The following is a 19017-nucleotide window of genomic DNA, read 5'->3' as shown; positions in this document are numbered from 1 at the left end:
CGTCATCACACTACCCCTCCTGATCGAACATCTATCGGCAACTATTCAGACTTTTTTTATGCCTCAATTACCGCTAAAACATCTCCTTCATTGACGAAGTCTCCCACTTGGACATTTATGGCGGAAACTTTTCCGGCACTTTCAGCTTCGACCGGGATTTCCATCTTCATAGATTCGAGGACGATTACCGTTTGGCCGGCTTGAACCTCTTCTCCTACCGCGACATTCACCGTAAATACTGTACCAGCCATTGCAGCTTTCAATTCACCCATTTTGAACTTCCTCCTTTTTGTCTGCCAACCACTCCGAAACAACATTTGTATTATATTTTCCTGAAATAAAATCTTCGGCGTTTAAAAATTCTTTAAAGAATGGAAGATTTGTTCGCAATCCGTCAATAGAAGCATCTTTAAAAAATTCGGAGGATTTGCGAAGCGCCTCTTCTCGATTAGCCGCATGAATGATTACCTTAGCAATCATCGGATCATAATACGGCGTTACCATTTGGCTTTCTTCATATCCTTCGTCAATCCGGATACCATCTCCTTCTTCCCAAGTAATTTTTTCAATTTTCCCTGGAGAAGGCATGAATGTTTCAGGATTTTCTGCGTAAATTCGATATTCAATCGCATGTCCTGAACTCTTTAATGCTTCTTGATCTTTAATAGGCAATTCCTTTCCGCGAGCCACCTCGATTTGCCATTCCACTAAATCTAAACCAGTCACTTTCTCTGTCACTGGATGCTCTACTTGCAATCTAGTATTCATTTCAAGGAAATAAAAATCGTCATTTCCCGTTAAAATGAATTCGACTGTTCCTGCGTTTTTATAGCCTATCGCTTTTGCGGCATCAATCGCAGCTGCAAATATATTGTTTCGGGTCATTTCACTCAACTGTGGTGATGGAGATTCTTCGATCACCTTTTGATTTCTTCTTTGGACTGAACAGTTCCGTTCAAATAAATGAACGACATTTCCATACGCATCACCAAAAATTTGAATCTCGATATGACGGGCATCTTGTATAAACTTCTCAAGAAATACGACATCATCGCCGAAGTATGCTTTAGCACGATTTTTAACCGTTTGAAATTGTTGACTGAGCGCTTGCTCATTTTCACAGCGAACCATACCAATGCCTCCGCCGCCTGCACTCGCCTTCAACATAATGGGATAGCCGGTGTCTTTTGCAGCAGCCATTGCTTCTTCCAGAGATGCTACACCTTCATCCGTTCCAGGCACAACAGGGACATTTGCCTGCTGCATTGCCTTGCGTGATGCAATTTTATCGCCCATCATTTCAATCGTGTCTGCATCTGGTCCGATGAATACGATTCCTGCATCTGTAGTTTTACGTGCAAAATCCGCATTCTCAGATAATAAGCCGTACCCCGGATGAATGGCATCCGCATTCGTTTTTTTCGCAATTTCAATAATCTTGTCGACTTGTAAATAAGATTGTTGAACAGGACTTGGCCCAATCTCATACGCTTCGTCAGCTTCCTTAACGAAAGGGAGTTGCCTGTCAGCTTCCGAATGGACAGCGACCGTAGCAACTCCGAGCCGTTTGCAAGTTCTAATGATTCTGAGAGCGATTTCCCCACGATTCGCTATCAAGACTTTTTGCATATCAATACCCCCAAGCTGTTTAAAGTGAACTCCCACCCACTTATAGTGTATACGATATATGAAACCGTTTTCAACTATTTATCTGAATTACTTTAATAGTCGTTGTAGTACTATCTATTTTTTTTAGATAGAAATGAAGCGACAGCTTGATGATGCGCTTCGCTCTCCCAAAGAATCGCGCATTGTTCAGCTTCCTCCATCATTCTGCTTTTTAAATCCGTGATTTCATAGCTCCGGATCGCAACTTTTTTATATGCCCTATGAACCGATGGATGAATGTGCTTCATGTCGGCAAGGAAATGCTGCAGCCCGTCTTGTATATCCCCTTCATAGATGTGCGTCGCCCAACCGATCAACTCAAGCTCTTGAGCATTATATATTTTCGCCTCAGATAAAAATCGCATGAAAACATCTTGTCTGCCCATTTTCTCTAATAGCAGTGTACTACCACCCCAACCACTCGTAATATTCAACGTTCCTTGAATGAAACCTGCACGAGCGGTAGAAGAAACGACACGGTAATCACAAGCTGTTGCAATTTCACAGCCCCCTCCGACTGCTGTCCCGTTCAAAAGAGCGATAACAGGCATTGGAAGCGTTGCAATACGATATAAAAGACCCGTCATCCTACTTAGCATCGGCAATGCCTCTTGAGCAGTCATGAAACTATGAAACTCCGATAAATCTCCGCCAGAACAAAATGCTTTATTCCCTGTTCCAGTAATGACAGCAAACGCAACTTCTTTGTCATGTTCGATTTGATCCAAAAATGACTCTAAGCCTTCCATGACCTCATTATTAATCGCATTTCTCATTTCTGGCCGATCAATTGTGAAAATAGCAATCTGGTGTTTAATTTCAATTTTATATACCATAATAACCCCTCCCCAACGGATTGTATGTAAAAAAGACCACCAGAGCCATGGTCTCTAAGTGGTCTTCATTTATAGCCGAATCTTGATTATTCGCCTACAACGTCTTTTCCTTTGTAATGACCGCAAGATTTGCAAACGCGGTGTGCCAATTTCATTTCGCCGCAGTTTTCACAAGTTGTCATACCAGGTACTTGTAATTTAAAATGCGTACGGCGAAGTCTTTTTGATGTTTTAGAAGTTCTTCTTTTTGGTACTGCCATTTGGGGCACCTCCTTATAATTACCTATTCCTTGTCAGAATCAAAAAAGTTCGCTAACTTTGAAAGCCGCGGATCCACTTTCTGACCCTTCTCTTGCTGCTGTGCATTATATTCCTCATCAGTCGTGTAGGACCAGCCCTTACCTTCTGCCTTAGTCATTTCTTTCGCTTTTTCGCTAAAAACTTGCAAAGGCACTTCTAAAAGAATAAGTTCTTCAAAAACAGGCGTTGGATCTACGACTTCCCCAATGACAGGATGAATCGTATCATCCGCCGATAGGATTGTCTCGTCCCAACTGAATTGCTCATCGGTTTCAATTACAAAAGGATAATCGACGTCTTCCCATGTCCTTGAACACGGTAATACCATCTTCCCTTCCAATCGAAAATGACAAGTCAATTTTTTGGAGCCAATGACACAACTGCCAGTAACATGAACAGGCTGAATATCCCGGATTTCCGGATTCCGTTTTTTAACGGCTGCAAGGTCGACCACTTCGTCAAGCGGCATCGCACCTTGTCTGTATTTCTGTAATTGATGAATGGACCATTTCATGTCTACATCACCTCAAGACAACACTGTTGATTATATAATGGTTAAAAAGGGATGTCAAGATATTTTCTTGTCACCCAAACGGTGCTAACTTATAATTAAACTACATTATAACGAAGGGGTGATGAAATTGAAAGCTACAGGGATCATTGTCGAATATAACCCTTTACATAACGGCCACGTATATCATGCTGAACAGGCAAAAATTACAACCGAAGCCGATCTTGTCATCGCCGTAATGAGCGGCAATTTCCTGCAAAGGGGAGAACCTGCATTTGTCGATAAATGGGCAAGGGCGCAAATGGCATTGTCTTCAAATGTCGATATCGTTTTTGAATTGCCTTATCGGTTTGCGACAGCTCATGCCCCTTTATTCGCCAAAGGAGCTGTCCAATTGCTGCAAGCTGCGGGTTGCGATGCATTTTGCTTCGGCAGCGAAGAAGGAAGCATCGATGCATTTACGAACAGCCTGACGTTGCTATCAGAAACCGAAGAACAATACGAAGCAGCAGTAAAACAAGCGGTAGCTGCAGGCATAAGCTATCCAAAAGCCTTAAACGAAGCTTATGCAGCTGTGAGCAATGATACAAAAGCGAATGTGAAACTTGCCGATTTATCGAAGCCGAATAATATTTTAGGCTTTCACTACATGAAAGCTGCCGAAGACATTCGTTCTAATATGAAAGCTGTGACAATTAAAAGAATGGGAGCCAATTACCACGATGACGCTGAAGAAGGCAAACGCATCGCAAGCGCAACTGGCATCCGGAAATCATTTTTTGAAACAGCAGCACTAAGTAAGGTTACAGGCTTCATCCCCCCCATTACAAATAACCTATTGGAGCGTTGGCAAACGACAGGAAAATCATTTGGTAGCTGGCAAACCTTCTATCCGCAGCTGCGCTTCATCATTCTAAGAGATGGCCCTGAACGTTTGCGTTCAATCGCAGATGTGACCGAAGGAATTGAAAACTTGTTTTTTAAGGCTGCACAAAAAAGCGATACGTTTGAGGATTTCATGTCAACAGTAAAATCAAAACGATATACGTGGACACGCATACAACGAATGCTGGTCCACATTTTAAACGGATTCACATATGAAATGAGAGAGCAAATGGAGATGCCATCTTATTTACGCCTTTTAGGTATGAGCCAAAAAGGGCGTTCTTATTTACATGAGCAAAAAAAGAATTTTTCTTTGCCAGTCGTTAGTAAAGTCGCAGCTATAAAAGACCCTTCTCTTCAAATGGACTGCACTGCTTCTGATATTTATGCAATTGGCACAGCTAACAACAAAGGTCATATAGAAATCGGAAAGGACTATTCATCCCCTCCGATCATAGGTAAATAAATTATTTTTCTTCCAATTGACGTAAATAATTCAGCGCATCATCCACTGTCTTCACTGGCACGATTTTCATCTTCGTGCCTATTTTCTCTCCCGCCTTTACCGCTTCTTCATAGTTGCTCATAATGCCTGGATTCAATTTTTTAATTTCATCTGTTAATTCATCATCCGGCGCGAAAAAGATTTCAATCCCTTGCTTATCAGCAGCCATCACTTTGAAATCCGCTCCACCGATACGACCAACCGTTCCGTCTGGCAACATTTCACCAGTACCAGCTATGTTATAGCCTCTCGTCAAATCTTCATCTAAAAGCTGATCCATAATTTCAAGCGTAAACATGAGTCCCGCAGAAGGACCTCCGATTTCGGCAGTTTGGAATTTCACTTCCGGGTCGGTCTTTAACTCGCGATCTTCCTGAAATTCAATACCTAACCCTGGCCTGCCATTTGAGTTCGGCAGTTCAGCTAATTGAATAGGGACTTCAATCGTGTCTCCTTCTCTTTCAACTGTTAAATCAACGATATCGCCAATTTTTTTGGTTGCAATGAGTGAAGCGAATTGCCCTTGCTCATTGAGGGGCGACCCGTCTATCTTCCTAATTTTATCGCCCGCTTCCAACTTTCCATCTGCCGCTCCTTCTGGAAGCACTCTTACGACAAATACTCCATCATATCGAACATCTACTGGAATGCCCGCTTTTTCAAAAGCGACTGTAATCGCGTTGAATTGAGAATCGGACATCATCTTTAATTGACGGATATTATATTCTTTCTCATTCTCACCTTCCCTCCGCACTTTATTGATCGGTAAAACTTTCATCCGATCGGAAAATTTGGATAGCGCATAAGAGAAAGGTGTTGCTTTTGTAATCGCTATCGTCATTAAGCTGAATGTTCCTTCATCGTCTTGATCTCCACCAACAACTTCTACAATTGGCGCTAAATCGTATGCTCCGCCAGGTTTTGATATGTAGTAATTTAGCGGATAAAGAAATAAAAAAGATGCGATGACAAGCATAGCAACAATGAGTCCAAGCCTTTTCATTTTCATTTTCATACACCTCCATTAATAGCCTGTACTGTCTGAACATATATATAAGTGGGCAATAGAAAAGCGGAGGCGTAAAGATCGATTGACCGATCGCAGCATACCATTGATGTGCCAAATATGTGCTTTTCCACAATTAACCTAATCACTTTTTAATAGTGTACCATCAGAAAAAAATGTAATAAAGGATTTTCCTGTTATCGAAACAATTGTTGAAGGGAGTCTATGCATGAATACCTTAGCAGCCTTCATGCTTGTGAAAGTTCCATGGTCAATTTAATCATTATTTGGGGCATGATCATATTATTCATATTACAGCCTGGCGTTGCACATGATGGAGCTGAAGCTGGTGCCTATTTATTTTTACATGCGTTATTGCCATATTTGCTACCATATATCATTCTGACCCAATGGCTATTGAAAATGCCTGTAAGGAATCCAACGGCAAAAAGATGGAAACGCTATTCAAAAGCCTATGTATTGGGCTCTTTCGGCGGTTTTCCAGTCGGAGCAGTTACCATTACGGAAATGGTGAAAAACGGTGAATTATCTCGCCGGGAAAGCGGCCTTCTATTAGCGGCTTGTCATGCTCCCGGGCCTATGTTTATCTTAGGATTCGTCGGTACTGAATTGTTTGACAATCCGTTATCAGGCTGGAAATTGCTACTCGCCATCCATATTGCAAACTTGCTATTCTTTTGCCTCACTCTATTGTTATTAAAAAACAATAAAGGAAAACGCGATCAAAAAAACATTGACTTGGAAAAGAAAACGAAAAGTGCCCCTTTGTTAGAAGCAATTAAAGAAAGTTCCGGCGTCATTATTTTAGTAGCTACGACTGTCATATTTTTTTCATCCTTAGGAAATGTACTAACAACCGCTGCTTCAACTGCATTCACCGTCGACTTAGGAATCGCAAAAACAATTGTTCTCTCCATTTTCGAAATGACTTCAGGAGTCCAATCGGCAACGGATCATTTTTACAATTACCCGATATTCCCTTATCTTATCGCTTCTATTATCTCTCTGAACGGATTAAGTATTCATTTGCAAGTATTTGTTATTGCTAAATCCGTAAATACGCCGCTCATGCCTTATGTCTTCAGCCGGATATGGAGCGTAGTCGCCGTTCCTGCTATTCTTTATCTGTTCATGTAAAAAGGCTATCAGGAATATTACAGCTTTTCCGGACAGCCTTCTACTTTTTATTTTTTGTTGAATTTGTCATTTAAAGCATGCTGTACGACAGGAGGAACAAGCGCTGAAATATCTCCTCCGTATTGAGCAACTTCTTTTACAATGCTTGAACTTAAAAAAGAATATTGATTGTTCGTCATGACGAAAAATGTTTCAATGCTCTCGTCTAACATACGGTTCATTGATGTGATTTGCATCTCATATTCAAAATCAGAAACAGCCCTTAGCCCACGAACAATAGCTGACGCACCTACTTTATGGGCATAATCCATTAACAAACCGGATGATGATTCAACTTGCACATTTCCGAACTTTGCGGTCACCTCTCGGATTAGCTCAATTCGCTCTTCTACAGTAAATAATGGATTCTTGGATGAATTGTTCATAACCGCCACACGAACTTCAGTAAACACTTTAGCCGCCCTTTCGATAATATCGAGATGGCCATTCGTAATTGGATCAAAACTTCCTGGTACTACTGCAATTTTAGACATATTGCAACCTCATTTCATATAGATGGATATTGCACTGCTCCCGTAAACTGGGTTCTTTTCTTTTATGAACGGTCCATAACTTTCCGGCAAGGTTAATTGCTTATCATGCTCACAGACAATGATTGCATTGTCATTCAACAATCCGGCTTCGTACATTTCCATAACAAAGTTGTAGTATTCCGTTTTTGCATATGGCGGATCAACGAAAAGCAAATCAATCGCAACGGACGATGCTTGCAATGTTTTCACGGCATGCTTTGCGTCATTCCGAAAAATATGTACAAATTCTGTAAATCTGCATTTCTCGATGTTTTCTTTAATAATGGCACATGCCTTATTGTTTTTTTCAAAAATATAAGCAGTATCCATACCACGAGATAAAGCTTCGATTGAGAGGGAGCCGCTACCGCCAAATAATTCTACGACAACTCCCCCATCGAAATAAGGGCCGATCATATTGAAAATCGATTCTTTCACTTTATCCGATGTAGGTCTCGTCGAATTGCCTGTCAACGATTTTAACTGTGTACCTTTCCGGCTTCCTGAAACAACTCTCAAAAATTCCCACTCCTTAGATCACTGTTTGTTCAATGACGATCGAATCCTGTTTTTCTTGCACGATTAAATGGAATATGCGCCTTAAAGCATTTTCTTCAAAATAATAGCGTCCGCCGATTTTTTCGTAAGGCATTGAAGTGACTGTATGTTTTTTATCTTCATGAACATAAAATGGGTCTCGTAATGAAAACCGATACATTTCATCGTCGTTTTGCACGTATAATGACCTGTCATTGGACGTTACGTCATATCCGAATTGTGCAAAGAGCTCCTTCGCTGGATAGTATTTCTTTCCATCTTTTAGAATGGAAGCAATATTATCTTTCGGCTCTCCGCCGACAATTATCTGGCGAGGATCTTCAAATAGAAATGGAAATGACCCTTGTAAATTGTTGCGGATAAAAGATGTGTTCATATCAGCTACTTTACCGATTGCTTCATCTAACATTGCGGCATGTAAGCGAGCGCCCATCGGTTTGCTTTGCAATGACTCACGTAACGAGACCATTTCTTCATCCGTCATTCCGGCAGTTAAATCGGTAAACAGTTTCTTTGTTTTTTCAGTGCCTACAGGAGAACCGTTAAGAATGGAAGCAGCGATTTCCCCAGTAAGTATTTCATTTTCAGGTATTGTATAGCGGAAACGGATCGCTTTTTTCAGCAAAGGTGTTTCATTCTCCTGAGGTGGCTGTCCTGTAATAACAAATCGATCCGAGTGCAAATCCTTTGCTCTATTTCTTTGAACAACAGTTAAATTCGGGACGTTGAAAGAAGTGAGCAGTTGGTCGATGCCTTCATAACTTTCTCCGTCAAGGTTTTGTCCATAGACAGTTAACGCATTGCCTTTATAAGCAATTGGCAATACTTCTTTTTGCCAATAAAGATCGGTTATTTGTCCATCTCCCTTGTATAATGAGTACTCAATCATTTCCATCTGCTTAGTGCCGATCCAATTTAATCCGCTAATCCAAATGCCGCCAGAGTTTGTTTCATCTGTCAAGTGCATTGTTGTCGTTTCAGGCAGTGCATTCCGAATCGCTGCAAATGGCTCTTGAAAAAACATCGTATCCTTGTTCGCTGCTTTTTTCGGGATTTCGTATGTAATAGATTGAGTCTCCTCTTCCCCTTTGGAAAAAGCGATTAAACTTTCATTCAGCCTTGAACAGGAAGCATCATTCTCTGTATCGCATTTACGGTTCACACTATCTTTTGGCCAAATGATTTCTGCCCGCTCCGGGCCTAAATTTTCAAATGTATGCCGAACGACCAAAGAGTGTTCTCGATTGATTACTTCTATCTCTTGGCTATATACTTCATGCTCCTTACTCTCCTGAGCATCCCACGCATCTGCCATTTGGATATATTGCATATATACTAATACGACATTGATTACTAATAAAAGGACGATTGTCCTTATTGCAAATTTCATTTTCTGCACCTCGATGCGCTTTGATAGATGATAGTTATTATGTACAATGGTATGATTCCTATAACAAACGCTTTCTATTGAACAAAAAGCGTGATGATTGCGTTATCGCATTCAACTTTTAAAAATACGAAAGGCAGTGTATCCATGCTACAGCAAACTTTTATTGAATTAGGCGGAGGATATGGAGACGTCTATGAATTAATTGAACTAATTACTACAAATCAACCGCGTTTACATCGCACGTTCATCTTCACTCATGAAAACGAAAGCGGGCAGTTCCTCTCATTGGCAGCCGCTTTCCGTCCCGCTGGAGAAAGTAAATTTATGCCCATTTATATTTGCAGAGAAGGCATCCAACAAAAAGGGGATGCTGTGCCGGCTCGGAGACGGCTGTTTGAAGAAGCCGCTCTTCATTGCGGATCAAACCCGGTTATCATCCCATTGAAACACTCAACAGAGTTTGCGGATGTTAAATTATTTTATCAATACATCATCGGCATACTTCGCCTGAATCATTTGCTCCCTCCGCTGCAATGATCGCTGAATAATTTACAGACCGATTTTATAGTCGTATTCTTTCGCTTTATCCGGCTTAGCATTCTCATATTCCGTTTTCACAAATGGACGGTATGAAGGCACAACTTTTTTTACAGAAGGCAGACGCTCGATTTTACGCATCACTTCTTCCACTTCTGCCTGATCGCAATAAAGGACTACATATTTCATCTTTCTTGAAATATAGTGGACATGCCCAAATTTACGTAATGATTTGGCCTGCTTTAAATGATGGAGATAAACGATTATCCCTTGTCGATCAATCATGTTCTTCGCCTCTTTTCCTACCCCATACAATACCATAGGTAGGAAAAGAGTCGCAACCGAACATTGCTGACAGCGCTATCTTTTTCACCTATAATGAGGTTAGATTCGAACGAATGATAGAATAGGAGGATCCGGAAATGGGAAGGAAAACAAAGGTGGCTCTTACGGTAGGCGCAGCTGGTGTTGCCGCATGGGCCGCATCCAAAGTTGTCGCAAAGCCGAAACCGCGACCCGATAAAACCGCCTTGCAATTTAGCCAGCCAATTATTTTGGCGAAGCGCGGAGGAACAGAAGGAGCGCCCGAACACACAATGGCAGCTTTCAAAAAATCCGCTGAATTAGGCGTGCATGGTTTTGTAGTAGATATACGATTGACAAAAGATGAAGAGATTATAATTTTCCACGATGAAACGGCGGATCGTACGACCGATTTCTCGGGTAAAATATCAGATTACACATTGGATGAGCTAAAAAAAGCGGACGCGGGCTACATGTATATGGATGAAGAAGGACAGTATCCATTTCGTGGAAAAGGGGAAAAGATATTGACATTGATAGAATTAGTCAACGCTTTCCCTCAGCTGTTAATCGCAGTAAACTTGAGAGATTCACCGGATACGTATGAAGGAAGTTTAATGCCTTCCAAATTATGGCGATTGATCGAAGAAACGAACACACAAGATCGTGTCATCGTCATGAGCACATTCGATGAGCAGACGGATCGCTTTAATTTATACGCACAAAACAAAGTAGCGATCGGTGCCGGGAACGATGAAGTAAAAAAAGCTTATGCCGCTTTTACAAGCAAGTTTGGACATTTGTACAATCCAAAGGCAGACGTTTTCAATGTGTCTGAAAAGATGGGGATATTCCCTCTTAATACGGAAGGATTCATTAACTTCCTCCATAACGTCAATATTCCAATTTATTATGAGGATGTCAATCAGGAAGACAAAATAGAAAAACTGTTAAAGGCCGGGGCAGCAGGTTTTATTTCCGAAACACCATCAGTAGCCTTAACGATTATTCAGCATCAAGCAGAAAATTGAATACCGCCCCGCATACATATTGTTGCGGGATGCATAGCCAAAAGAAAACCGATTGAAAGGAGATGCCTTCAATCGGTTTTTGTACGTTATAGAAGTATAACGCTTAAGCAGAACAAGAACAGCTGCCCCCGGATCCACAGCCGCCACCACAAGATGAATCTGCGAAGAAACCATTGCTATTCGGGACTTTTACGGATTCCGAAACGGAACGGGCAATAATGGCACTGATTTCCGTAAGTAAATCTTGCACATCATTTTCCGCTAACCGCAATGCGGCCACTTGTTCGATCATATCGATCTCCCTTTTTAGAAGTCGGATCGATTTCATAACTGTATTATAATCGGGATGATATCTCCCGAAGCGTTGTACTTCCTCATAGCGCTCTTTCATGTTATTAAATTCGGAGATTTTGTTTGCCAATTCTTTATCGGCATAGACAGCATGATTCGCCCTTCTATAATCGGCCACAATTTCCGAAGAAAGTAACATATCGGAGAGCGCTTCCGCTTCCTCAATGATGGATATCCATTCATCCGTCATCATCATAGGGCTTTCCCTCCATTCATTCTTATCATAACAAATAAATCGGAAGGTGCGCACCCATTCTGTATCATTCAATTGGTTGAATTTTATTTTTGTCAAGCAAAGCATCCATTGCAACTCTATAATCCGAAAAAGAAGTAATTCCAAATGCAGTTTGCTGCGTCTCCTCATGACCTTTCCCCGCTATTAGAATAACATCTCCTTCTCGAGCCTGAAAAATCGCCTTCCGAATCGCCTCTTTCCGGTCAGGTTCCATTTCAATTTGTACTCCACGGGCCGAATCAATGCCTAATTGTATTTCATCCATTATGTCAAGAGGATCTTCTGATCGTGGGTTATCGGAGGTAATAATGACCGATGAAGAATACTTTCCAGCTATTTGCCCCATTTTCGGCCTTTTCCCCCGATCTCGATCTCCTCCGCATCCAAATACAGTGATCAGCCCTCCTTTCCATTCTGTCCGCAATGCTTCAAGCACAGCTTCAAGAGCGTCTGGCGTATGAGCATAATCAATATAAACTGCGATCCCTCCAATTTCCATTCTTTGAAGCCGTCCAGCCGGCAAAACGAGCGTTTGACAGAAAGGTAGTAATTCGGATAATGAATAGCCCATTAACCGCACAACACTAATAGCCGCCATCGCATTCATCTTATTATGCCGACCTAATACAGCCCCTGAAAACTGAATATCTGGAACCCACTCATTTGCCACCATAAACTCATTAAAGTAGTATATTTCCGCAGTTGCATCATTTACCATCGCTATACAATTGCTATCGTCCATATTGACGACTAATTGATCAGCCATGGTGGATAATTTTTTCTTTGCCATAAAATAAGCCAATTTCCCACCATGCTCTTCGTAATGATCGATTCCTAAATTTAAAAACACTCCAATATCGATGTCGCAATGCTCTAAACGTAATGTCGAAAGCCCCAATGAAGATGCTTCCATTACAATATGAGTTATTCCCTCATCTTCACATCTTTTCAATAAAGGATGGAGATACTCAGGCGGCAATGTCGTCATTTCTGGCACATCTATTTTCCACTTTACACCATTAACGAAAATACCTGTAGTGCCGAGAACTGCTACTCTCACTCCTAATGCTAATAATAATTGACCAATAAAATGCGTTACAGTCGTCTTGCCATTCGTGCCTGTCACTGCAATGACAGTCAACCGCTTTGAAGGATTGCCTGCCATTTTTGCACAAGCATAGGATAAAAACCTTCTACTATCAGGCACTAAGACGAATGGAACTTCCTCCCGCTGACCTGCACAATACGCATATCGATCTGTAACAATCGCAGCAGCACCTCTTTCAAGCGCTTCTTGTATATGCAATAAACCATCATCTTTTTTCCCTTTTCTCGCAACAAATAAATATCCTTCCTTGACGTTCGAAGAGTGCTCCGTAATCCCTTTGATCGAAACCCCGATATTCCCATTCACCGTACAGGGCCAGTCTTTAACGATCTCTGCCAATAACAGATGCCCCATCTCCTTCCCGAACAATTTTCACAAAATGCGAATATATTGAGAGCGAACCATACTTTATCGTATGAAAAGGATGAAACGAACGTCACGAAGAAAGTTGGGAGTTATGATGATTGTTCAAAAATTTGGTGGCGTGGCCATGAAAGATAAACAAAGCAGAAAATTATGCATTGAACACATTAAAAACGGTTTGAAAGAACATCAAAATGTTATCGTTGTCGTTTCTGCAATTGGGAGGGGCAGTGATCCTTACTCCACTGACAGCCTGTTACAATTGACCGATGCTTTTTCTTCGTCAAAAGCAGCGAGCGATCTTGCTGCATCATGTGGAGAATTGATTGCAGCCGCTGTGATTTCCGCGGAGTTGGAGCAAGAGGGTGTACCGAATCGTGTTTTGCACGGTATCCAAGCAGGCATTTGGACAGCTGGGAATTTCGGAGACGGTACGATCGTCGATATCGATCCAGCAATGATTACCGATTCACTGTCCCAAACCGGATGCGTTGTCATTCCTGGCTTTCAAGGAATTAATGAAAATGGCCAAGTGATGACAATCGGTCGAGGAGGCAGCGATTTGACCGCTATTGCTCTTGGTGCCGCTTTGCGGGTTTCTCATGTTGAGTTTTTCAAAGATGTTCCTGGTGTCATGACGGGAGACCCCCGAACAAATGAGAATACAACTAAATTATCTGACATGGCTATCAATGAACTGCTGCCTCTACTTGAAACAGATCGACCGATCATTCAAAAAAGAGCAGCTTTGTATGCGATGCAAAAAGCGATTCCCCTTTATATAAGAGGAATCGCAACACTTGAAGAGGGTACTTGGATTTATCCAGCAGTAACAGATCGCAAAAGTAACAAGAATTCAATCCATTAATACGTATAGGTAAAGATGTTTTATCTTCAACTTTCTTGATTAAACTGATTTTGCTCTTCTTTATTGGCACGTATGAGCACTTGTGTATAAAACTTTCCGTATGCACCTGTTCCGATATGAGTAAAACTTTCTTCTAATAATACATCTCGGTGAGCCGGGGAATTTAGCCATCCATGTACTGCTTCAATTGCATCGACATACTCGGACGCTATATTTTCCCCCGCTTTCTTATGCTCAATTTTCGCCTCTTTCAATCGCTCAGACAAATTTCCTGCGGATGGTGATTCATGGGAAAAATAGTTTTCAAGAGCCATGTCTTTACTATGGTTTTGTGCAACTGATGTAAGCCAATAATCCGTTTGCAGCTTGCTGATTTCATGATGTTCGCGATACTCATTTGTCAGCTCAACAATTTGTCTTTCCATACTTCGATCTACTTCCATTTGCAATGTAGACGAAGGCTGCTGTATAGGAATCATTTCTCCTGTATACTCCATTGCATACGGCTGATGGACTACAAGTGTTTCAGCGTCTAAAAACCGTATGCCCTCAATGATCTGATCTTTGCCATCAACATATATTTGGGCATATAGATCTTCGTACTTAATTAATATCCGATTCATCATATCTTCACTATTCAAACTGAATGAATAACTATTTTCTCCGATTGGGACATTCACTTCCGATTCAATAATTGAAAAGCGGAAAATCTCCTCAACGTTTTGTCCTATTTTAAAGGGAGACATATCAGAATGTTCACTTGAGCTATATACTTGATTGATTATTCCGTCCTGAACTCCGATTAATAGATAACCATTACTTGAATATTGCCACCAATCGTATCCATAAGCGGAAGGCTCAATCCGATCAGGCTCTCCTAAATCTGCAATGACCGACTCAGATTTTTTCCCTACATATGTCGAGAGTCCTTTTTCAGGCCGCACAGGAGCTGTTGTTTGAAAATCGTCTTTAAGTTCTGAAGGAATTGCTGTCCCCTGTTTGACTGGAGATTCAAGCGGCTCATTTTCCTTCACCCTACTATCCATCAAATAAAACAAAAATAGAAGGATCACTACTAAGACAACGATTTTCCATAATACTTTCATAATGTCCTGACCACCTTCCCCTCTTAAATCTACATATCCACCTTACATAAAGTAAAGACAAAAAGTCATCTTTTATACTTACTTCGTCTATATATTCCATTTTTAAATAGCGAACCCTAAAGATCACGAAATTGTTGACACAATGTTGTCATTGCAACTATCCTCAATTTGTTCTATTATAAGGAAGTATAGCCACACGACTGGATGAAACATGAAGGAGGACGTTGTCTTATGTATATTGAGAATACAGGCATTGAAGAAGTAGTCGCTGACTTGTCTTTGCTAAAAGAAATCATGTCAAAACATGATCTCATACTTGCCGGACAATGGGATTACGAAAGAGTAACATTTGATAAGAAATACGTTATCAAGGATGGTACATACTACTTGCGTGTATTCGGATACACTCCGGATGGAGATGTAGGTGCACGAGATGCAATTATCCATCTTAAAAAACCTGTAATCGGCAAACATTATTATCCGCACGGCGTTGAGTATGGTGAAGATGAAAACTTCCCAGAAAGCCTTGTAAAAGATTGCGAAAAGACGCTTCAAGCTGTCATGGAAGATCTGAAACCATATCTTTCAAACCAATAAATACGATTGACCAATGGTAGGCAGCTAAATATTTCCTTACTGCCTATGATTCATGTAGAGGAGAAGGCCGGAGAGCGAAACGCTTTCCGGTTTTTCTATTCAATTCTTCCTAATTTGGTTATAATGAAATTAATGAAAATATTGGAGGAATTTATCTTGTCAAGATGGCTTACAAAACGGAATTTTTTAATCTTTATTAGCATCCTCATTATTCTATTCATTCTGATCTTCATATTGCCAGTTTCCATCCCTATCATTTTAGCTTTATTGACTGCAATGCTAATTGAACCTCTTGTTAAATTGACAGAAACGAAATTCAAATGGAAGCGCAAACTTTCCGTCATTGTGGTCTTCATTTTTGTGCTTGCCGTCGTGGCGGTTTCAATATACTATATAACGACATCACTGATCGGTAAACTAATCCAATTTACGAAAGATGCTCCAAACTATTTAAACAAGCTATCAGGCGTTTGGATTGATATACAAAGTAAAATGTTTCATTTCACATCAGGCATGCCGGAAGACGTTGAAAAAACGATAAAAAAAGAAATCGATGGCGTATTAAATTCCTTGAAAGAATCGTTAATTGATCTATTGGATTATAATAAAATACTATCGTTAGCTGCTGAAATTCCAAATTTTTTAGTTAGTTTAATCGTTTTTTTAATTGCACTATTTTTATTTATGTTAGAACTGCCAGAGCTCAAAAAAATGGCCTATAGACATTTGACGGAGAAAACAGCCGAAAGAGTACGCTTTATGACGACGAGATTGAACTCTGTCCTTTTCGGTTTCATGAAAGCACAATTGTTAGTCAGCTTCATTATTTTAGCTGTCTCTTTCGTTGGATTGCTGTTTATCGCACCGAAATACGCAGTCATCATGTCATTTGTCATATGGGTTATAGACGTTATACCAATTTTAGGGTCCATCATCATTTTAGCTCCATGGTCTCTTTACCAATTTATTAGCGGCGACATTGCTATGGGAACAAAATTAGCCATTTTAGCAGCAATTCTTTTAATTATTCGCCGAACAGTAGAACCGAAAGTAATGGGCAACCAAATTGGTCTGTCCCCTTTGCCTACACTTATCGGCATGTTTATCGGGTTAAAGCTATTTGGAGTATTAGGTTTTTTCATTGGCCCATTAATTGTAATCCTGTTCAATACAGCACGTGAAGCAGGCATTATTAAAATGGATTTTAAAATATGATTAAAGGGATGAACAGACTTTGCTGTTCATCCCTTTGTATTCAATAATTTATCCATTACAAACAATGAACACTAATAGCCTAAAATTGCTCGTATGACGGAAGTTGTTTCTCCGCCTTTATAAAACACGTAGAGCAATAAATAGACAGCAACACCTGTAATCGCAGTGAAAAACCAAATGATGCTCGTCATTGGTGCTATTTTTCGATGACGATCAAGCTTGTCTTTCAATCCAGCATAGAGCGTCACAACACCTAAAATTGCGCCGACCGTTGCCAATATTATATGGAAAATAAGGAAAACAGTATAATAAATTTTTAAATGTTCTGGTCCGCCAAACGATGTGTTCCCAATAAAAGCTGTTCGCGAAACATAAATAATAAAGAAGAACAATGCTGAAAAAGCAGCAGCAATCATTGTTTTCTTATGAGCCTCTATTTTCTTTTCACGGATCAGTTTCCATCCGATGGCAACAAGTATCGCAGATAAAACGATGAATAGTGTACTTATTGTAGGCAATATAGGAACACTCATTGATAAATACCCCTTCAATCTAAAATTTGATCATCGGTTCATTTCAAATTTTTGTCTCTCTAACAAATCTTTTTGAGTAATTTCATCAGCATTTAATTGTTCTTCCCGATACCAATTAATAAAGATTTTTGCGATGACTACAACGTAAATCAATTCTTGCACAACCTTCATAATAATTCCGCCCAATTGCTGATCATATACTGTCGGCATATTCGTAAACAACTCAGGGCCTGAGATGGACAGACCTGATAATGTACCGGCAGGCACACATAATGCCATCGCTTGTAGCCATGCCTCTCCACTGCTATAGGTTTCATATACAGGGACATCTACAAATATGATTAAAGCACATGCAGGCGTCACTAAAAGAGCACTCAAAATGACATAACCAATCTTTTTCAATCCATGCAATTGCGGATGGTCGTCCATTGTATTCACTACCGGCCACCATAAAACCAATGCAGCCATAAATACTGTAATTGTAAAAATAGCATGTAAAACCGCACTTAATTTAATGTAATCCAAGATCATTGGGTAATGATACAATGAAAATGCAAGTGTAAAGATTAGTAAGCTAATGATCGGTTTTGTTAGCAGCCTTACAACCTTATCAATGATTTTTACACTAAAAACCTTTTTCCAAATAAAATTCGGAATACCCATGATCATTAACGGCGCAACACCTAATAACAGTAATGCCATTTGCGTCATATGGACAGAGAATAGAATATGTCCAATTAAATCTACCGGCGACCCTTTGACGATATATAAAAGGATCATGGACGCTACGAACGATTGCATCTGCTTACGGGTTACCGGCTCAGTGCCTTCGAAAAGATGTCTCCATTTTTTCGTTAATAGGAAATAAAGAATGGTAAGTAAAACAATTGTAACGAAGAAATAAGGACTCCATAACGCACGAAATCCAAATATGCTGAAAGGCATCATTGCCATCGCTCCTTTAGTGAATTCTTTCTCCATTATAGAACGAACAAAGTCGTAACACAATGAACGAACATTGACAAATGACAAAACAGAGAGATACCATTCCAATAAAATGCTTCTTACGAATAAACTACTGTCCCTATACTTGCTTCAACAAACAGCTATTGAATAAAGTAAAGCTTAGTGGATGCTCATCACACCTTAACCCTTGGTATCGCAGCATTTTACTACCTACAATCAAAGAAAATATTCTTTTGCGATGCAAAAAATAGATATGAATATAAAAAGAAAAGGGGCTGTCCAATAAGTCCCTAAAATAGAACAGGTGGCGAAAACGAATCGTTTTTCGCCACCTGTTCTTGTATTTTTCTCATTCAATACTGAAAGTAGCTCGCGGATGCCGGCCACTTTCAGTAGATTGTGGGCCAATGCCACA

23 protein-coding genes are annotated in these 19017 nt (G+C 40.3%); 7 read left to right on the top strand and 16 right to left on the bottom strand.

The genetic code is table 11. The features are described from left to right. Positions 1–56: 56 nt before the first annotated feature. From ACFQ38_RS02760 to ACFQ38_RS02740, 5 genes are all read right to left on the bottom strand, one after another. Positions 57–272, bottom strand: a complete 216-nt coding sequence (locus tag ACFQ38_RS02760; protein ID WP_336823020.1) for an acetyl-CoA carboxylase biotin carboxyl carrier protein subunit — start codon at positions 270–272, stop codon at positions 57–59. Further along, entirely contained in the window at positions 265–1629 is a 1365-nt protein-coding gene (locus ACFQ38_RS02755) for an acetyl-CoA carboxylase biotin carboxylase subunit (protein ID WP_381479741.1), read from the bottom strand. The genes ACFQ38_RS02760 and ACFQ38_RS02755 overlap by 8 nt, the downstream gene beginning before the upstream one ends. A 110-nt stretch (positions 1630–1739) precedes the next feature. Further along, positions 1740–2504 (bottom strand): enoyl-CoA hydratase/isomerase family protein, encoded by a 765-nt coding sequence (locus tag ACFQ38_RS02750; RefSeq protein WP_336823018.1) that lies wholly within the window; start codon positions 2502–2504, stop codon positions 1740–1742. Positions 2505–2590: 86 nt separating this feature from the next. Further along, positions 2591–2764: a 50S ribosomal protein L32 gene (gene rpmF, locus ACFQ38_RS02745; protein ID WP_336823017.1), complete on the bottom strand. Its 174-nt coding sequence runs from the start codon at positions 2762–2764 to the stop codon at positions 2591–2593. A 23-nt stretch (positions 2765–2787) separates the two neighbouring features. After that, positions 2788–3318: a YceD family protein gene (locus ACFQ38_RS02740; RefSeq protein WP_381479740.1), complete on the bottom strand. Its 531-nt coding sequence runs from the start codon at positions 3316–3318 to the stop codon at positions 2788–2790. 121 nt (positions 3319–3439) lie between these two features. On the opposite strand from ACFQ38_RS02740, the gene ACFQ38_RS02735 reads away from it, so the two are divergent. Then, positions 3440–4666: a nucleotidyltransferase gene (locus ACFQ38_RS02735; RefSeq protein ID WP_381479739.1), complete on the top strand. Its 1227-nt coding sequence runs from the start codon at positions 3440–3442 to the stop codon at positions 4664–4666. Position 4667: 1 nt separating this feature from the next. Here the strand turns inward: ACFQ38_RS02735 and ACFQ38_RS02730 are convergent, their stop codons facing one another. After that, the gene (locus ACFQ38_RS02730; RefSeq protein ID WP_381479738.1) at positions 4668–5714 is read right to left on the bottom strand and encodes a SepM family pheromone-processing serine protease; all 1047 of its coding nucleotides are present in this window, start codon (positions 5712–5714) and stop codon (positions 4668–4670) included. 222 nt (positions 5715–5936) lie between these two features. On the opposite strand from ACFQ38_RS02730, the gene ACFQ38_RS02725 reads away from it, so the two are divergent. Next, on the top strand, positions 5937–6869 hold the full coding sequence (locus tag ACFQ38_RS02725; RefSeq protein ID WP_336823013.1) for a hypothetical protein: 933 nt from the start codon (positions 5937–5939) through the stop codon (positions 6867–6869). Positions 6870–6916: 47 nt separating this feature from the next. Here ACFQ38_RS02725 and coaD read toward each other — a convergent pair whose 3' ends face one another. Genes coaD through ACFQ38_RS02710 form a run of 3 tightly spaced genes read right to left on the bottom strand, consistent with a single transcriptional unit; the run spans position 6917 to position 9389 of the window. Beyond that, entirely contained in the window at positions 6917–7402 is a 486-nt protein-coding gene (gene coaD, locus ACFQ38_RS02720; protein ID WP_336823012.1) for a pantetheine-phosphate adenylyltransferase, read from the bottom strand. A 9-nt stretch (positions 7403–7411) separates the two neighbouring features. Further along, complete coding sequence (gene rsmD, locus ACFQ38_RS02715; protein WP_336823011.1) at positions 7412–7960, bottom strand: 16S rRNA (guanine(966)-N(2))-methyltransferase RsmD; 549 nt, start codon at positions 7958–7960, stop codon at positions 7412–7414. 13 nt (positions 7961–7973) lie between these two features. After that, on the bottom strand, positions 7974–9389 hold the full coding sequence (locus ACFQ38_RS02710; protein ID WP_381479737.1) for a hypothetical protein: 1416 nt from the start codon (positions 9387–9389) through the stop codon (positions 7974–7976). Between the two features lie 144 nt (positions 9390–9533). Between ACFQ38_RS02710 and ACFQ38_RS02705 the strand changes: the two genes are divergently transcribed. Next, the gene (locus ACFQ38_RS02705; RefSeq protein ID WP_336823009.1) at positions 9534–9926 is read left to right on the top strand and encodes a DUF7147 family protein; all 393 of its coding nucleotides are present in this window, start codon (positions 9534–9536) and stop codon (positions 9924–9926) included. 12 nt (positions 9927–9938) lie between these two features. Here the strand turns inward: ACFQ38_RS02705 and ACFQ38_RS02700 are convergent, their stop codons facing one another. Beyond that, complete coding sequence (locus tag ACFQ38_RS02700) at positions 9939–10211, bottom strand: YlbG family protein (protein WP_336823008.1); 273 nt, start codon at positions 10209–10211, stop codon at positions 9939–9941. 137 nt (positions 10212–10348) lie between these two features. Here ACFQ38_RS02700 and ACFQ38_RS02695 point away from each other — a divergent pair, with 137 nt between their 5' ends. Beyond that, positions 10349–11260 (top strand): glycerophosphodiester phosphodiesterase family protein, encoded by a 912-nt coding sequence (locus ACFQ38_RS02695; protein WP_381479736.1) that lies wholly within the window; start codon positions 10349–10351, stop codon positions 11258–11260. 103 nt (positions 11261–11363) lie between these two features. Here the strand turns inward: ACFQ38_RS02695 and ACFQ38_RS02690 are convergent, their stop codons facing one another. Both ACFQ38_RS02690 and ACFQ38_RS02685 read right to left on the bottom strand, forming a co-directional pair. Next, complete coding sequence (locus ACFQ38_RS02690) at positions 11364–11807, bottom strand: YlbF family regulator (RefSeq protein WP_336823083.1); 444 nt, start codon at positions 11805–11807, stop codon at positions 11364–11366. A gap of 64 nt (positions 11808–11871) precedes the next feature. Continuing rightward, a complete protein-coding gene (locus ACFQ38_RS02685) occupies positions 11872–13293 on the bottom strand; it encodes a UDP-N-acetylmuramoyl-L-alanyl-D-glutamate--2,6-diaminopimelate ligase (protein ID WP_381479735.1) in 1422 nt (473 codons plus the stop codon). Positions 13294–13369: 76 nt separating this feature from the next. Between ACFQ38_RS02685 and ACFQ38_RS02680 the strand changes: the two genes are divergently transcribed. Then, positions 13370–14185, top strand: coding sequence for an amino acid kinase family protein (locus ACFQ38_RS02680; RefSeq protein WP_336823005.1), 816 nt, complete (start codon positions 13370–13372; stop codon positions 14183–14185). 26 nt (positions 14186–14211) lie between these two features. Here ACFQ38_RS02680 and ACFQ38_RS02675 read toward each other — a convergent pair whose 3' ends face one another. Next, positions 14212–15291: a CAP domain-containing protein gene (locus ACFQ38_RS02675; protein WP_336823004.1), complete on the bottom strand. Its 1080-nt coding sequence runs from the start codon at positions 15289–15291 to the stop codon at positions 14212–14214. Positions 15292–15522: 231 nt separating this feature from the next. Here ACFQ38_RS02675 and ACFQ38_RS02670 point away from each other — a divergent pair, with 231 nt between their 5' ends. Then, positions 15523–15888 carry a YugN family protein gene (locus ACFQ38_RS02670; protein WP_336823003.1) on the top strand — a complete coding sequence of 122 codons (366 nt, stop codon included), beginning with the start codon at positions 15523–15525 and terminating at the stop codon, positions 15886–15888. A 156-nt stretch (positions 15889–16044) separates the two neighbouring features. Then, positions 16045–17103: a sporulation integral membrane protein YtvI gene (gene ytvI / locus ACFQ38_RS02665; protein WP_381479734.1), complete on the top strand. Its 1059-nt coding sequence runs from the start codon at positions 16045–16047 to the stop codon at positions 17101–17103. Positions 17104–17174: 71 nt separating this feature from the next. On the opposite strand, the gene ACFQ38_RS02660 is transcribed toward ytvI, so the two are convergent. The 3 genes from ACFQ38_RS02660 to ACFQ38_RS02650 all read right to left on the bottom strand — a co-directional run. Continuing rightward, the gene (locus ACFQ38_RS02660) at positions 17175–17636 is read right to left on the bottom strand and encodes a DUF420 domain-containing protein (protein WP_336825678.1); all 462 of its coding nucleotides are present in this window, start codon (positions 17634–17636) and stop codon (positions 17175–17177) included. A gap of 30 nt (positions 17637–17666) precedes the next feature. Further along, positions 17667–18584, bottom strand: a complete 918-nt coding sequence (gene ctaG, locus ACFQ38_RS02655) for a cytochrome c oxidase assembly factor CtaG (protein WP_381479733.1) — start codon at positions 18582–18584, stop codon at positions 17667–17669. Positions 18585–18818: 234 nt separating this feature from the next. Beyond that, a partial coding sequence (locus ACFQ38_RS02650) for a hypothetical protein (protein ID WP_381479732.1) occupies positions 18819–19017 on the bottom strand: 199 nt, incomplete at its 5' end.

Origin of the sequence: Sporosarcina contaminans (genome assembly GCF_042679045.1) — a bacterium.
GTDB lineage: Bacteria > Bacillota > Bacilli > Bacillales_A > Planococcaceae > Sporosarcina > Sporosarcina contaminans.
This window is presented reverse-complemented; position numbering and strand designations above follow the sequence as displayed.